The sequence below is a fragment of the Micromonospora sp. WMMD737 genome, from assembly GCF_049179055.1.
Lineage (GTDB): Bacteria > Actinomycetota > Actinomycetes > Mycobacteriales > Micromonosporaceae > Micromonospora > Micromonospora reichwaldensis.
Map to the genome: position 1 here is coordinate 1350258 of NZ_JBMHMH010000001.1, position 14977 is coordinate 1365234.

General features: G+C 74.3%; 16 protein-coding genes. 5 read left to right on the forward strand and 11 right to left on the reverse strand.

The window, feature by feature from the left end:
• Window positions 1-2 precede the first annotated feature (2 nt).
• Genes ACN27A_RS05185 through ACN27A_RS05200 form a run of 4 tightly spaced genes read left to right on the forward strand, consistent with a single transcriptional unit; the run spans window position 3 to window position 3430 of the window.
• The gene (locus ACN27A_RS05185) at window positions 3-950 is read left to right on the forward strand and encodes a carbohydrate ABC transporter permease (protein WP_421450131.1); all 948 of its coding nucleotides are present in this window, start codon (window positions 3-5) and stop codon (window positions 948-950) included.
• Window positions 940-1782 carry a carbohydrate ABC transporter permease gene (locus tag ACN27A_RS05190; protein ID WP_132239790.1) on the forward strand — a complete coding sequence of 281 codons (843 nt, stop codon included), beginning with the start codon at window positions 940-942 and terminating at the stop codon, window positions 1780-1782. The genes ACN27A_RS05185 and ACN27A_RS05190 overlap by 11 nt, the downstream gene beginning before the upstream one ends.
• Window positions 1779-2738 carry an ROK family protein gene (locus ACN27A_RS05195; RefSeq protein ID WP_421450132.1) on the forward strand — a complete coding sequence of 320 codons (960 nt, stop codon included), beginning with the start codon at window positions 1779-1781 and terminating at the stop codon, window positions 2736-2738. Before ACN27A_RS05190 ends, ACN27A_RS05195 begins: the two co-directional genes overlap by 4 nt.
• Complete coding sequence (locus tag ACN27A_RS05200; protein WP_421450133.1) at window positions 2735-3430, forward strand: N-acetylmannosamine-6-phosphate 2-epimerase; 696 nt, start codon at window positions 2735-2737, stop codon at window positions 3428-3430. Before ACN27A_RS05195 ends, ACN27A_RS05200 begins: the two co-directional genes overlap by 4 nt.
• A gap of 80 nt (window positions 3431-3510) precedes the next feature.
• On the opposite strand, the gene ACN27A_RS05205 is transcribed toward ACN27A_RS05200, so the two are convergent.
• A complete protein-coding gene (locus ACN27A_RS05205) occupies window positions 3511-3900 on the reverse strand; it encodes a nuclear transport factor 2 family protein (RefSeq protein WP_421450134.1) in 390 nt (129 codons plus the stop codon).
• Window positions 3901-3935: 35 nt separating this feature from the next.
• On the opposite strand from ACN27A_RS05205, the gene ACN27A_RS05210 reads away from it, so the two are divergent.
• Window positions 3936-4748, forward strand: coding sequence for a helix-turn-helix domain-containing protein (locus ACN27A_RS05210; protein WP_421450135.1), 813 nt, complete (start codon window positions 3936-3938; stop codon window positions 4746-4748).
• Between the two features lie 72 nt (window positions 4749-4820).
• Here the strand turns inward: ACN27A_RS05210 and ACN27A_RS05215 are convergent, their stop codons facing one another.
• The 10 genes from ACN27A_RS05215 to ACN27A_RS05260 all read right to left on the reverse strand — a co-directional run bounded on the left by ACN27A_RS05215 (window position 4821) and on the right by ACN27A_RS05260 (window position 14861).
• Complete coding sequence (locus ACN27A_RS05215) at window positions 4821-5753, reverse strand: diacylglycerol/lipid kinase family protein (RefSeq protein WP_421450136.1); 933 nt, start codon at window positions 5751-5753, stop codon at window positions 4821-4823.
• Between the two features lie 75 nt (window positions 5754-5828).
• On the reverse strand, window positions 5829-6629 hold the full coding sequence (locus ACN27A_RS05220; protein WP_421450137.1) for a methyltransferase domain-containing protein: 801 nt from the start codon (window positions 6627-6629) through the stop codon (window positions 5829-5831).
• 30 nt (window positions 6630-6659) lie between these two features.
• The gene (locus ACN27A_RS05225; protein WP_421458373.1) at window positions 6660-7433 is read right to left on the reverse strand and encodes an ABC transporter ATP-binding protein; all 774 of its coding nucleotides are present in this window, start codon (window positions 7431-7433) and stop codon (window positions 6660-6662) included.
• Window positions 7433-8176, reverse strand: coding sequence for an ABC transporter ATP-binding protein (locus tag ACN27A_RS05230; protein WP_421450138.1), 744 nt, complete (start codon window positions 8174-8176; stop codon window positions 7433-7435). Before ACN27A_RS05230 ends, ACN27A_RS05225 begins: the two co-directional genes overlap by 1 nt.
• Window positions 8173-9186, reverse strand: a complete 1014-nt coding sequence (locus ACN27A_RS05235; protein WP_421450139.1) for a branched-chain amino acid ABC transporter permease — start codon at window positions 9184-9186, stop codon at window positions 8173-8175. Before ACN27A_RS05235 ends, ACN27A_RS05230 begins: the two co-directional genes overlap by 4 nt.
• Complete coding sequence (locus tag ACN27A_RS05240) at window positions 9183-10076, reverse strand: branched-chain amino acid ABC transporter permease (RefSeq protein WP_421450140.1); 894 nt, start codon at window positions 10074-10076, stop codon at window positions 9183-9185. Before ACN27A_RS05240 ends, ACN27A_RS05235 begins: the two co-directional genes overlap by 4 nt.
• Window positions 10073-11266, reverse strand: a complete 1194-nt coding sequence (locus tag ACN27A_RS05245; RefSeq protein WP_421450141.1) for an ABC transporter substrate-binding protein — start codon at window positions 11264-11266, stop codon at window positions 10073-10075. The genes ACN27A_RS05240 and ACN27A_RS05245 overlap by 4 nt, the downstream gene beginning before the upstream one ends.
• A gap of 46 nt (window positions 11267-11312) precedes the next feature.
• The gene (locus ACN27A_RS05250) at window positions 11313-11717 is read right to left on the reverse strand and encodes a roadblock/LC7 domain-containing protein (protein ID WP_091094994.1); all 405 of its coding nucleotides are present in this window, start codon (window positions 11715-11717) and stop codon (window positions 11313-11315) included.
• A gap of 17 nt (window positions 11718-11734) precedes the next feature.
• Window positions 11735-14134, reverse strand: coding sequence for a nitrate- and nitrite sensing domain-containing protein (locus ACN27A_RS05255; protein WP_421450142.1), 2400 nt, complete (start codon window positions 14132-14134; stop codon window positions 11735-11737).
• 253 nt (window positions 14135-14387) lie between these two features.
• Complete coding sequence (locus ACN27A_RS05260) at window positions 14388-14861, reverse strand: helix-turn-helix transcriptional regulator (RefSeq protein ID WP_421450143.1); 474 nt, start codon at window positions 14859-14861, stop codon at window positions 14388-14390.
• Window positions 14862-14977: the final 116 nt, after the last annotated feature.

Genomic DNA, 14977 nt, shown 5'->3' on the forward strand with positions numbered 1-14977 from the left:
CCATGTCCCAGACGGACACGACGGTGGGCGGGGTCGAGGCCCCGCCCACCCGGGACCGGTCGCGGCCGTACTGGACCAGCCGCCGCCGCGACCAGCTCACCGGTTACCTGTTCATCGCTCCCCAACTGCTCGGCAGCGTCGTCTTCGTGATCCTGCCGCTGATCCTGGTGGTCTGGTACAGCCTGCACGAGTGGAACGTGCTGGCCGGCACGTTCGAGTTCGTCGGCACCGAGAACTACGCGAACCTCGCCGACGACACCAACCTCGGCTCGGTGCTGCGGGCCACCGGCCTCTTCTCGGTCGGGCTGGTGGTGTTCAACCTCGGCCTGGCCCTGCTGCTCGCCGTACTGCTCAACCAGAAGCTGCGCGGGACGATCGTGTTCCGCACCCTGTTCTTCTCCCCCGTGGTCGTCTCGCTGGTCGCCTGGACCATCGTGTGGGGGTTCCTGCTGCAGGACAACGGCGGCGTGAACGGCCTGCTCGACACGGTCGGCGTGGACGGGCCGAACTGGCTGCGCGGTGAGGGCACCGCCATGCTCTCGGTCGTCGTGGTGCAGGTGTTCAAGAACGTCGGCCTGAACATGGTGCTCTTCCTGGCCGCCCTCCAGGGCGTGCCGGCCGAGCTGTACGAGGCCGCCGAGGTGGACGGGGCCAGCCGGCTGCGTCAGTTCTGGCGGATCACCGTACCGATGATCAGCCCGACCATCCTGCTCACGTCGATCATCACGGTGGTCGGCTCGTTGCAGGTCTTCGCGCAGATCGCGGTGCTCACCCAGGGCGGCCCCGGCACCTCGACCACGGTGCTCGTCTACTACCTGTACCAGCAGGCGTTCCAGTTCCACCACTTCGGTTACGGCGCCACCCTGTCGATCGTCCTGTTCGTCATCGTGCTCGCGCTCACCGTGCTCCAGTGGCAGATGCGTAAGAGGTGGGTCCACCATGAGTCGTGAGCTGTCGCGCCGGACCAAGCTGGTGCTCTACGGGGTGCTCATGGTCCTGGCGGTCCCGTTCGTCTTCCCGACCTGGTGGATGGTCACCTCGTCGCTGAAGCCGGTGGCGGACATCTTCGCCTTCCCGCCGAAACTGCTGCCGGTCGACGCGGAGCTGGACGCGTACCGGCGGGTGTTCGAGTTGCAGCCGTTCGGTCAGCAGTACCTGAACAGCCTCTACATCGCGCTGGTGGTCACCGTCGGCACCCTGGCGGTGGCGGCGCTGGCCGGGTACGCCTTCGCCCGGATCCGCTTCCGTGGCCAGAACGTGCTCTTCCTGGTGATCCTCGCCGGCCTGCTCATCCCGAGCGAGGTGACGATCGTGCCGCTGTTCCAGATGTTCTTCAAGCTGGGCCTGGTCGACACCCACTGGCCGCTGATCCTGGTGCCGATCCTCGGCGCGCCGAGCGTGCTGGCGACCTTCATCATGCGGCAGTTCTTCATCAGCCTCCCCGGCGAGTTGGAGGAGGCGGCCCGGGTGGACGGGCTGGGGCGGTTCGCCACCTTCTGGAAGATCGCCCTGCCGCTGTCCCGGCCCGCGCTGGGCGCGGTCGCCATCTTCACCTTCCTGCACAGCTGGAACCTCTACCTGGAACCGATCGTGTTCCTCTCCTCGCCGGAGAAGTTCACCCTGCCGCAGGCGCTCACCCAGTTCGTCGACGCCTACGGCGGCCCGATGTGGAACGTCCAGCTCGCCGCGGCGTCGATGACCGCGCTGCCGGTCCTGGTGGTCTTCGTCATCGCGCAGAAGCAGTTCGTCGAGGGCCTGGCGCACACCGGGCTCAAGGGATGACGGTGCCGGCGGCCCTGGTGGGCCTCGACATCGGCGGCACCAAGACGGCGGCGGCGCTGGTCGGAGGAGACGGGCGGGTGCTCGGGCGTCGCCTGGCGCCCACCCCCGCCGGGTCGGGGCCGACGGCGGTGCTGGACACCGCCGCGGGGCTCGTCCGGGAACTGCTCGACGCGGGCGGCGCCGGCCCGGTCGGCGTGGGCACCGCGGGCACGGTCGATCCGACCACCGGCACCATCCGGTACGCCACCGACAGCCTGCCCGGCTGGGCCGGCACGCCGGTCGCCGACGAGTTGGCCGCGCGACTGTCCCGACCGGTCCGGGTCACCAACGACGTGAACGCCGCCGCGCTCGGCGAGAGCTGGGTCGGCGCGGGCCGGGACCGGCGGGACCTGGTGCTGGTCGCGGTCGGCACGGGCCTGGGCGGCGCGATGCTCCAGCACGGCCGGATCTCCACCGGTGCCCGGGGCGGCGCCGGCGAGGTGGGGCACCTCCCGGCTCCCGGCGCCGAGCGGCTGCGCTGCGGGTGCGGCCGGTACGGGCACCTGGAGGGCATCGCCTCGGGCACGGGACTGTCCGGCGCGTACGCCCTCGAGACCGGTGAGCGGATCACCGGGCGGGCCGTGGCCGAGCGGGCGGCGGCCGGTGAACCTGTCGCCCGGGGGGTCGTGGACCGCGCCGCCACGGCCCTCGGCCGGGCGCTCGCGGGGCTGGTCGCCCTGCTCGATCCGCAGGCGGTGGTGCTCGCGGGCGGGGCGGCCGACGCCCTGTTCCCCGGCGCCCGCGCCGCCTTCACCGCCGAACTGCCCGCGGCCTGGGCGGACGTGTCCCTGCTCCCGGCGGCGCTCGGCGCGGACGCGGTCGTCGTGGGCGCCGCCCGGCTGGCGGGCCTCCCAAGCCCCGGCCCGCAGGCGGCCGGCAGCGCCGCCGTGGTCACCGACGAGAGGACGAGAACGTGAGTGTGTTCGACGCGCTGGCCGGCGGCCTCGTGGTCTCCTGCCAGCCGGTGCTCGACGACCCGGACGACCCGATGCGCGACCCGTACGTGCAGGCCCGCGTGGCCGCGGCGGTGGTACGGGGCGGCGCGGTCGCCGTCCGGGCCAACGGCACCGCCGACGTCCGGGCCATCCGCGCCGCCGTCGACGTGCCGGTCATCGGACTGCACAAGCAGGGCGTCGAGGGGGTCTTCATCACCCCGACGGCGGCGCACGCGCTCGACGTGGCCGCCGCCGGGGCGCACATCGTCGCCGTCGACGCCACCGACCGTCCCCGTCCGGACGGGCGCAGCTTCGCCGACACCGTCCGGGCGGTCCACGAGCGGACCGACGCGCTGGTCCTCGCCGACGTCTCCACCGTCGAGGAGGGCGTGGCCGCCGTGCGGGCCGGTGCGGACGCCGTCGCGACCACCCTCTCCGGCTACACCCCGGCCAGCCCGCCGACCGACGGGCCGGACCTGACGCTGGTGGCCCGGCTCGCCGACCTGCTGGCGGTGCCGGTGATCGCCGAGGGCCGCTACCGCAGCGCCGAGCAGATCGGGCAGGCGTTCGCGGCGGGCGCCCACTCGGTGGTGATGGGCAACGCGGTCACCTCGCCGCTGTGGCTCACCCGTCGCCTGGTGCCGGCCACCCCGGCGGGCGCCCGACTCACCTGACGCCGCCGGAGCGGGCCCGGGTTCCAGCGGTCGTCGCACCACCTGACCTGATCAGGAGTCGTCGTGACCAGACCGCCCGGTCAATGATGAGCAGGTTCCCACCACGACGCATTGGCCGCGGCGTGGGCCACCGGTTCGATGATCTCCCATACCTCTGCGATGAGCCCGTCGGCGACACGCAGGACGTCGACGGCCACGATCTCCGGTCCCGCGTCGGGTAGCCTGCGTCGCGAGTGCACCACGACGTGGTCACCGTCGGCCAGCAGGTGTAGGACTTCGACCCGCATGCCGGCGGTCGGGCCCAGCGCAGCGCGGACGGCGGCGAGCCATTGCGTCCTGGTCGCGGTTGTCGAATCCGGCCGGTGGTGGACGAACTCCTCGCTGAGGAACGAGGCGAGCGTGTCGACGTCGCCCGTCTCGATCAGCCCCGCCAGCGCTCGTTGGACGATGCTTTTGTTCTTCTTGGTCATGGGCCCGAGTGTTTCCCCGGCCCGTTCGGTTGTCGATGAACTCGCACTTCATGGCGCCCGCCGCGACGATGAGTACGCTCATGATCGTGTCTACGGTCGGGGAACTCCTGCGGCAGTGGCGGCAACGCCGAGGGCTCAGCCAACTGCACCTGGCGATCGCCGCGGATGTCTCGGCTCGTCACGTCAGCCTGGTTGAGACTGGCAAGTCCAGGCCGAGCGCGGACATGATCCTCCGGCTTGCCGATCAGCTCCATGTGCCACTGCGTGATCGCAATCGGCTGCTGCTCGCCGCCGGCTTCGCCCCCCGGTACGCGGAGCGTCCGCTCGACGGCACCGCTCTGTCGGCTGCCCTCGAAGCGGTCCGCAGGGTGCTCCAGGCGCACGAGCCGTATCCGGCGCTGGTCTTCGACCGCCGGTGGAACATCGTGATGACCAACCGCGGGGTCGATCCGTTCTTCGCGCAAGTCGCGCCCGACCTGTTGCGGCCACCGGTGAACCTCGTTCGCCTGGGCCTGGACCCGCGCGGGCTCGCTCCCCTGGTCGTCAACCTGGCAGACGTGCGTGCGGTGTTCCGCAACCGGATCTCGCGCCAGCTCGCCACCGCTCCCGACGCGGAACTCACCGCACTCTACGACGAACTGCTGAACCCTCTGCCCGAAGAACCGACGGGCCAACGGGTCGACGGCGACGTGGTGATCCCGATGATCCTCCAGATCGGCGGACGAGAGCTGCGACTGTTCTCGACCATCACCACCTTCGGCACCCCGATGGACATCACGATCGACGAGATCGCGATCGAGTCCTACTACCCGGCGGACCCGGAGAGCGCCGCCTACTTCACGGGGTAGCACACCGTCCTGCCGTCCGGAGTGCGCGCTGGCAGCCCGGACGGCGCCCGCCTCTGACGACCCGCACCGTGATCAGGGAACGGGCCCGGGGCAGCAGACCGTCAGCGCCCCGGGCACCACCCGCACCTTGAGCTTGGTGACCTCCCCCCGGGCGCCGCCGTCCAGCTCGTACGTGCGGGGCGCGGCGAGCCGGACCTTGATCCTGCGGCCCCGGGTGATCCGCACGAACGGCGACTCCTCCGAGCGGCCGGCGGCCATCCGGCCGAGGGTGCGCGCCCAGTCGACCGCGCCGTCGGCGGTCGACACCCCGACCTCCAGGCAGCCGTCGTCGGGGCGGGCGTCGTCGAACGCCGGGATGCCGCCGGTGATCGTGCCGACGTTGCCGAACAGCACGCAGCTCGCGTCGCCGTCGAACCACTCCGTGCCGTCGACGGTGATCCGCGTGCCGACCAGTTCGCCCCGGACGTGCCGCAGCCCCGTCCACATGTAGGCGAGGCGACCGAACTTGCCCTTCAGCGTACGGTCCGCCTCGCGGATCAGGTCGCCGTCGAAGCCGGCACCGGCCATCACGGCGAAGTGCTCGCCGTTGAGCCGGCCCAGGTCGAGACAGCGGCGCCGGCCGTGCAGGCCGATGCGGACGGCCGCGGGGAGGTCCTCCGGGATGCCCAGGTTGGCGGCGAAGAGGTTGGCGGTGCCGGCGGGCACGATCGCCATCGGGACGCCGGAGCCGGCGAGGGTGTCGGCGCAGCGCTGCACCATGCCGTCGCCGCCCCACACGAAGACCAGCTCGGCGCCCTTCTTCAGCGCCTTGCGGACCTTCTTCGGCGCCTTGCGGCTCTTCGGCACCTCGTACCAGACGAGGTCCTCGACGCCCGCACCCGCCAGCTCCGCGCGCAGCTCGTCGAGGCCGCCGCCGAGGGTCTTCTTCCGGTGGGCGACGACCGCGACCGTGCCCACCCGGACGGCGGTCGCCGGCTCGTCGCCGACCGTGCTGCTCGTGCCCATGACCGCCGTGGTACCCGGCCGGCGCGGTCTCCACGCCCGACCGGCGCGGCGGCGGTAGGGGCGGGGGGAACCGCCTCACCGCCGGGCCGGACGCCGCCCCCGCGTCGACACGAACTGGTACGACATCACGACGAACCCGGGGTCGCGCAGGAGCCGACGGAACGCCTCCAGCTGGCCGGGCGACACACCCGCCTCGATCAGCTCCGGCGCCAACTGCCGGGAGTTCGTCGCGTACAGCGACGCGCCGAGCGAGCCACCGGGCCAGCTCTCGGAGTGGGTGACCGTGTCGACCTCGATGAGTCCCGCCGACGCGAGGTGGGCGTGCACGTCCTGCGCCCAGGCCAGGTCCGCGCCGTGGCTCTGCAGGACGCCGAGCATCGCGTCCGTCACGTGGGTGAAGAGCTTCGCCGCGTCGTCGCTCGGCGCGGTCAGCACGCGCAGCGGGGCCGTGCAGTCGAACTCCTCGACCACCAACCACCCGCCCGGGGCCAGCGCGCCGGCCAGCGAGGCCAGCACGCGCCGCCGCTCCGGCAGGTGGAGCAGCACCAGCCGGGCGTGGACGAGGTCGAAGGCGTCGCCGGGCGGCGGCTCGCTGCGCACGTCGTGCCGACGGACGTCGAGGTTGCCCGCGGGGGCGAGGTGGGCGACGTCGATGTCGGTCGCCAGCACCCGTCCCGCCGGGCCGACCGCCCCGGCCATGCTCCGGGCGACCGAGCCCCCGCCGGCGCCGACCTCCCAGCACACGCCGCCCGGGGTGAGCACCGGGGCGCCGATCCGGGCCGCGGTGATCGGGTCCAGGAAGGACTCCAGCGCCCGCAGCTGGGGCACCGCCTCGGGGGATCCGTTGTCGAAGGTGTACTCGGTGTCTGTCGGCATCGTGGCTCGTTCCTGTCGTAGGCGGTCGGGTCAGGTGCGCGGGACCGGCCCGGCACCGGGCACCGGTCGGGGAGCCGGCAGCTCCGCGACGGCGGCGACGCTGAGCATCGCCGCTAGGCGGCCCGGCTCGGCCCGGGCCTCGTCCGCCGGGCGGTCGTAGACCACCCGGCCGTACTCGAGCACCGCGATCCGGTCCGCGATCTCGACGGCGTGCTGGAGCTGCTGCTCGACGAGGAGCACGGCCAGCCCGGTCCTGGCCAGGGTGCCGACGAGGTCGCGTACCCGGGCGGCCAGGCCGGGCGCCAGCCCTTCGCACGGCTCGTCGAGCAGCAGCACCCGGGGCTGGCCGAGCAGGGCCCGGGCGATCGCCAGCATCTGCTGCTCGCCGCCGGAGAGCTGGTCGCCGCGATGGCGCAGCCGGGCCGCCAGCCGGGGCAGCAGCTCCAGCACCCGCGCGACGGTCCACCCCTCGCCCCCCGGCGTCGCGGCGCGCCACGGCACCGCCGCCAGGGCGAGGTGCTCGGCCACGGTCAACCGGGAGAAGACCCGCCGGCCCTGCGGGACGAGGCCCACCCCGCACCGGGCGATCCGGTGCGGCTGCCGGCCGGCGACCGGCACGCCGTCGACCTCGATCCGCCCCCCGCAGGGCCGCACCAGCCCGGCGACGGCGTGCACGAGGGTGCTCTTGCCGGCGCCGTTGCGGCCCACCACCGCCTGCACGGCGCCGGCCGCCACGTCGAGGGTGACCTCGTGCAGCACGATTCCGCCGCCGTAGCCGGCGCAGAGCCGCTCCGTCCGCAGCATCACGACACCCCCTCCGCGTAGGCCTGCCGGACCGGGCCGGAGGCGCGGATCTCGGCCGGCGTCCCGGTGGCGACCGTCCGGCCGTCCCGGAGCACGGTCACCTGGTCGCAGATCGCGTACACCAGGTCCAGCCGGTGCTCGACCAGCAGCACCGCCACGGCGCGCGGCAGGGCCCGCAGGAACTCCACCAGCCGACCGACCTCGACGGCGGACAGGCCGGCGGCCGGCTCGTCGAGCAGCAGCAGCCGCGGGCGACCGGCCAGGGCCATGGCGATCTCGAGTTGCCGCCGCTGCCCGTGGGCGAGCTGACCGGCGGGAGTCGCGCCGACGTCGCGCAGGCCCAGCCGGTCCAGCCACGCACCCGCCGTACGCTCGGCGGCGCACCGCCTCGCGCCGGGCCGCCACCGGCCGGGCCCCACCGCGTGGGGCAGCGCGGCGACCAGCACGTTCTCGGCGGCGGTCAGGCTCGACCACACGGCGGGACGCTGGTGGATCCGGCCGATGCCCCGCCGGGCCCGGGCGGCGGGGCCGAGCCGGGTGACGTCACGACCGGCGAGGAGCACCCGGCCGCCGCCCGCCGGGGTCGCCCCGCCGAGCACGTCGAGCAGCGTGCTCTTGCCGGCGCCGTTGGGCCCGATCAGGGCGTGCCGCTGACCGTGGTCGATCCGCAGGTCGACCCCGTCCAGCGCGGCCAGCGAGCCGTAGCGGACCGTGACGCCCCGGGCGGAGAGCAGCGGCGTCATGCGCGTGCCCCCGTCGGCGCCGGTCGTTCCTCGGCCGCGGGGCCCGCCGGCAGTCCCGGCAGGAGCCGGCCCCGCACGCCCGCCGGCCGGCGCCCGTCGCCGGGCAGCAGGTGGACGGTGACGACGAACGCCACCCCCAGCACCAGGGGCGCGTGCCCGGGGAGCACGCCGAACAGCCAGTCCCGGCCGGCGATCACGATCGCGGCGCCCACCAGTGCGCCGCCCACGGACGCGACGCCGCCGACCACCACCCCGAGCAGCAGCAGGGCGGAGGTGTCGAAGCCGAAGTCGGCCGGCGAGATGAACTGCTGGGCGACCACCAGCAGGGATCCCGCGGCACCCGCGACCGCCCCCGCGGCCACGTGCACGGCCGCCACGTGGGCCGTCACCCGGTGGCCGCTGGCCCGCAGCCGCGCCTCGTCGTCCCGGCCGGCCCGCAGCAGCAGGCCGGCCCGGGTGCGCAGCACCAGCAGCACCGCGCCGACCAGCACGGCGACGACCACCAGGGCGTACAGGTAGCGCGCCCGGTCGGTGGCCAGCACCGGCAGCCCCCACAGGGGACGCACCGGCGGCACCCCGGCGAGCCCGTCGGTGCCGCCGGTCACCGACCGCCAACGCCCGACGACCGTCACCACGAGCTCGCCGATCGCCAGGGTGATCATCAGGACGATCACGCCGCGCGCGTACACCACGAGCGGGACGGTCGCCGCGGCCAGCGCCGCCCCGGCCGCCGCCGCGACGACCAGGTGCACCACCGCCACGTCGGAGAGCCGGCTGCCGACCACCGCGCTGGCGTACGCGCCCGCCGCGTAGGGCGCGGTCTGCCCCAGGGTGGGCAGCCCCGCGACGCCGGTGAGCAGGGCGACGCTCACCCCCACCAGGCCCAGCGCGAGGGTACGGGCCAGCAGCGCCACGGTGTAGTCGTCTACCGCCCACGGCGCCAGCACCAGGCCGGCGAGGACGAGCACGGCGACGCCGCGTCGCAGCGCGCGTACCGCCTCGTCCCTCACGACGTCCTCCGGGTCGTGGCCAGGCCCCGCGCCCGCACCGCGAGCACGGCGGCCATGGCGGCGAAGAGCAGGAACGGGGCGGCCGACGGGGCGAGCGCCACCCCGAGGGTCTGGATCTGCCCGACCGCCAGGGCCGCGAGCAGCGTGCCGGTCATCGACCCGAGCCCGCCGAGGACGACGACCACCAGCGACAGCAGCAGCACCGCGTCGGCGGTGTCCGGCCCCGGGCCGATGATCGGCGCGCCGAGCACGCCCGCGGCGCCGGCCAGCGCCCCGGCGGCGGCGAGCACGCCGACGCGGATCCACGCCGGGTTCACGCCGAGGACGGCCACCATCTCGGCGTCGTCGACGGCCGCGCGGACCAGCATCCCGGCCCGGGTGCGGCGCACCGCGACGTGGAGCAGGCCGGCGAGCACGGCGGCGACGACGATGAAGACCAGCCGGTACGCCGCGTAGCGGTGCCCTGCCACGACCACCGACCCGTCCAGCGCCGCCGGCACGCGTACCGGCGGGTCGTCCGGCCCGAACGCGCCCGCGAGCAGGCTGCCCCCGGCCAGCGCCACCCCGAAGGTCAGCAGCGCCTGGGTGAGATGGCTGCGCGCGGCGACGCGGGTGAGCAGCCCGGCGACCAGCGCGCCGGCGGCGGTGGCGGCGACGGTCCCGACGGCCAGCGCCAGCACCAGGCTCGGCCAGCCGCCGTCCAGCAGCGCGGCGGCGGTGTACCCGCCGATGGCGTACAGGGTGCCGTGCGCCAGGTTCAGGATGCCGGCGACGCCGAAGCAGAACACCAGCCCCGCCGCGGCGACGAAGACCAGCAGCCCGTAGGCCACCCCGTCCAGGGCCGGGACCAGGTACGGGTCGATCCGGATGTCGACCGGCACGCCGTTCACCCGCCGACGGTGGCGAGGTCACCCACGACGGTGTTGGACAGCGCCCGGCCGTCCTGGCGCACCTGGCGTAGGTACCACTTCTGCACCGGCGCGTGCGTGCTCGGCGAGAACTGCCAGGTGCCGCGCGGGCTGGCGATCTGGCCCAGCTGGCCGATGGCCGCGTTGATGCTCTCCGGGCTCGGGTCGTCCCCGGCCGCCTCGATGGCCCGGTCCAGGACGGCCGCGGCGTCGTAGGAGGCCATGGCGTACGTGGTCGGGGAGCCGTCGTTCTTCGCCTTCCAGGCGGCCACGAAGGCGCGGTTCTCGGCGTTGTCCAGGTCCGGCGAGTAGTTCAGCACCGAGTAGACGTCGCGGGCCGCCTCGCCCTGGGCGTCGAGCACCCCGCCCTCGGTGAGGAACCCGGCGGCGTAGAGCGGCAGGTCGCTGATCTCCGACTGCGCGTACTGCTTGACGAAGTCGACGGCCGCGCTGCCGGCGTAGAACGTGTAGACGGCGTCCGCGCCGGAGGCCTTGATCCGGGCGAAGTACGGGGTGAAGTTGGTGGTCGTCGGGAACGGGGTGAAGGTGGTCTTGCCGTCGGCGTTGGCGAGCCTGCCGCCCTCTTTGACGAAGGCGTCGGTGAAGCCGCGCAGCTCGTCCCAGCCACCCTGGTAGTCCGGGCCGATGGCGTAGACGCTGCCCTCGACGTTGTCGCGCACGTGGCGGGCGATCGCCTCCCCCGGCTCGTCGGAGAGGTACGAGGTGTGCCAGATCCGGGACACGTCCTTCAGCTCCGGGCGACCGTTCGAGCCGACGAACGGCACCTTCGTCTCGTTGAGCAACGGATAGACGGCGGCCACCGAGCCACCACCGACGATCCCGGTGAGCGCGGCCACCCGGTCCTGCTTGAGCAGCTTCGTCGCGGCGGGCACCGCGGTCGCGGCGCCGTTGCCCTCGTCGGCGACGACGAGTTCCACCTGTCGCCCGCCGAGCCTGCCGTCGTGGGTGGCCAGGTAGAGCTCGAAGCCGGCGCGGATCTCCTTGCCGACCGACTGGTAGGTGCCGGACAGCGACGCCAGCAGGCCGATCTTGATCGATCCGGCGGCGCCGCCGCCCCGCCCGCCGTCGGCACAGGCGGTCGCGGCGAACAGGACGAGGGCGAGCAGGGCCGCGGTGCGGGCACGGCTGCGCCGGGGCATGGTCAGAGGCATGTCTTCTCCAGGAGGGATGGGGGTTCCGGCGTGGGGTGCCGGGGTGTCAGCGGCTGCGGCTCAGTGCCGCCCGCGCCGCCGGGGTCAGCGCGTCGCCGATGCGGTTCGCCAGCTCGGTCATCTCGTAGGAGACCTTGCCGACGTCGCACTGCGGGTCGGCGAGCACGAGCAGGGACGCGCCGTCGTTGAAGGCCATCGAGAACATGAAGCCGCCCTCGAGCTGGGTCACGTTGGAGATCACCGCGCCGGCGTCGAAGAAGGCCGCCGCGCCGCGGAGCAGGCTCACCAGCCCGCTGCCGGTCGCCGCGAGCTGGTCCGCCCGGTCCGGCGGGAGGCCCCTCGTGGCGGCGACCATCAGGCCGTCGCTGGAGATCGCGATCGCATGGCTGACCTCGGTGGCGCGCTCGGCGAAGGCGTCCAGCAGCCAGCCGAGATCCTGTTGGTCGGTCACGTGCTCTCCCTGTCGGGTCAGTTGGTGATCAGGTTGGTCCGGCGGCCCGCGACGCCCCGCGCGTACGCGGCCATCGCGGTGGCCACCTGGGTCGGGTCGCGGTGCGCGGAGCGCTGCTGCGGCACGGTGACGCCGCCCGGGACGAGGTGCTGTCGCGGCTGACGCCTCGGCAGGCCGGACGTGGTGGTGGCGGCGACCTCGGGCGCGTCGGCCCGGGCGGCGGTCCGCCAGGCCTCGTCGGCGGGGCTGGACCACGGCCCCGCGTTCGTGGCGTCGTCGTGGCCGGCCTGGAACCAGTGGTTGACCTCCTCGAAGATGACGAGTTCCTGGGTGGGCTCGTCACCTGCACCGGCCGGCGCCGGTGCGGGCCGGAACACCGGCGCCACCGGCAGTGCCCGCTCGGGCGCCGGCCCGCCCGTCCACGGCTGCACCGGGCTCCCGGCCCACGGCTGCGGGGCCGTGGCGTACGCCGGCGGCGCGAGGGTGGTCCGCGCCGCGCGCCGCGACGGCCTGCCGGGCGTGAGCAGGAACTCCTGCGGGGGCAGCGGTCGGATGATCGCCCCCGGGAAGGCCGCCTCGGCGATGGTGCCGCGTCGGGGGCCCGGACGGAGCTGGACGGCCGCGCCCAGCCGGGCGGCGAGCTGTCCCACGACGACCAGCCCCATCGCCCGTACGGCCGCGACGTCGATGGCGGGCGGGTGGGCCAGCAGGTCGTTGAGCTGTTGCCGACGCTGCGGGGACAACCCGACGCCCTCGTCGCTGACCTGGACGATCACCCGGTCGCCGAGGCTGCGGCCGGTCACCCACGCCTCGGTACCCGGCGCGGAGTAGCCGGTGGCGTTGTCCATCAGCTCGGCCAGCAGGTGCACGACCTCGTCGACGGCGTCGGCCGCGACGGCGACGTCCCCGTCGACCATGCCGAGGCGGATCCTGGCGTAGTGCTCGATCTGGCTCTGCGCGGCCTGGAGCACCTGTTGCAGGGGTACGTCGTGCTGGCGTACCCGCCCGACCCCCACCCCGCCCAGCACCAGCAGGCTGGCGTTGATCCGTCCCATCCGGGTGGCCAGGTTGTCCAGCGTGTAGAGCTGGTCCAGCCGTTCGGGGTCGGTCTCGTCCCGCTCGACCTTGTCGACCTGTGCCAGCACCGCGTCGACCAGCCGCTGCTCCCGGCGACTGAGGTGGATGAAGATGTCGGCCGTGTTGGCCCGCATGACCGCCTGCTCGGCCGCCGTACGCACGGCCGCCCGGTGCACGGCCGCGAACGCCTCACCCAACTCGCCGATCTCGTCGCCGTGCGACGGCTCCAGGGCCTCCGCGGACTGCTGGCGGGCCAGCTCGTCCGGGTCCACCGACGAGCTGTCCGGGTGCTGGAGCCGGGCCACCACCTGCGGCAGCCGTTCGAAGGCGACGGCGTTCGCGGCGTCGCGCAGCCGGCGCAGGCGCCGCGTGATCTGCCGGGCCACCGCCCAGGTGACCAGCGCGGTGAGCAGCAGGGCCACCGCCACGGCGGCCGCCTCGAACGCCGTGCGCCGCCGCTGGTCGGCGTGGGCGGACCGGATGTCGTCGAGCACCGCCGCGTCGACCCGTTGCCGCAGCTCGGCCAGGCGGGCGGACCACTGCTGGGTCGCGGCGACCCAGGCGCCGGGGTCCAGCCGCAACCGGCTCCCCGCCCGGGTCCTCGACACCTCGTCCTGCAGCCGTTGCAGCAGCAGGGCGTCCTGGCCGCTGCCCGCCTGCTCCCACCAGCCCCGCCAGGCGGGTCGGGCGAGGGCCAGGAAGGACAGGCTGGATTCGGTGAAGCCGGACCGGGCGGCGGTGATGTCCTGCTGCATGGCGGGGGTCAACTGGTCGGCCGCGACCGCGCGCAGGACGGCGACCTGCTGCTGGCCGGCCGCCTCGGCCGCCTTGGACAGCGCCGCCGAGGCCCGCATGCCGTCCGTGATCCGGGCGTTGACCGCGCCGAGGGTGACGCTCTCCCGGAGGCTGAGCAGGTCGGCGATCACGATCCGGTAGCTGAAGGTCATCGCCGACACCGAGGCGTGCGCCGCCGTACGCACCTGCGCGCGCAGCGGCGCCAGGCCCTCCAGCGCCAGGTCGATCCGTTGGAGCGCGCTCTGCCCGGCGGCGGGTCCGGGAGGCACGAGGGCCCGCTGCCGGCGGTAGCGGGCGACGGCGTCGTCGGTGCTCCCGGTAGCGTCCGCGAAGGCCTCCTGCTGCTCGGCCGCGCCCCGGCTGAGCAGGTCGGCGGCGACGACGCGCTCGCGTTGCAGCCGGTGGGCCAGGTCGCCCGCGTCGGCGCCGAGGTGCGCCAGGAGTCCGAGATCGCTCGCGCGGGTCGTCTGGCGGACGCTCTCGGTCAGGGCGAGGCCGGCGAACCCCATCACGGCGACCAGCGGAGCCGCCACGATGAGGCGCATCCGGGTGCCGATCTTCCAGCCACGGCGGCCGGTCGGGTAGGGTCGGGCCGCGTGGGACCTCGTGCTCGACGCCAAGACTGACTCCCGCGACTCATCCAAGACGGCCAATGCGCACCTTGCCGTTTGCACGTCTCATTCCGCCGGACCCAGCGCCCGCAGAGAAGACCTGACGGTGGTACAAACGGCCCGTACCGGCATCTGTACCCAGCGTCAGCAGCGCCCGTCCCGCCTCGCGACTCCGATCCCGCGCAGGTCAGGAGCGCCCGGGCCGGCCGCCTGACGGGTGCGGGGGGAGGTCCGCCTCCGGCGGCCCGCCGAGCACCTGGCCGATCAGCTCCCGCAGCTCGTCGATCGCCGCCACGACCGCCTCCGGGTCGCGCGCGTCCCGCCGCGCGGCCGGCGGCGCGGGGGCCGGGTCGAGCCCTGCCACCGTTCCGAACCGGGGGCCGCGGCGGCCGTCCGCCGCCAACTGCTCCGCCGCGACCTGCGGCCACAACGCCGCCAGGCAACCGCCGGTGCCGAGCACCTCGTCGCAGCGGACGGCGAACTCGTGACTGCCGTACCGGCGACCGGACTCGACCGCGGCGACCGTCTCGCGGCTGAACCGCACCCGCTCCGCGAGCGCCCGCTGGGTCAGCCCCTGGCGGGTGCGCCAGGTGCGCAGTTCGGAGCGGAACCGGTGGATGGCACCGGAGCGCTGGGCGCTCGACGGGGGCGTGCGATCCATGTGTTCACCTTCGTGACGCCGACCGGCCGGCATCGGCGTCGGCATCAATAGACATTGGGCGATGAATGGGCATTCGCAGGGGACAATTCTTAACCCATCGGTCGACGGGTGTGAAG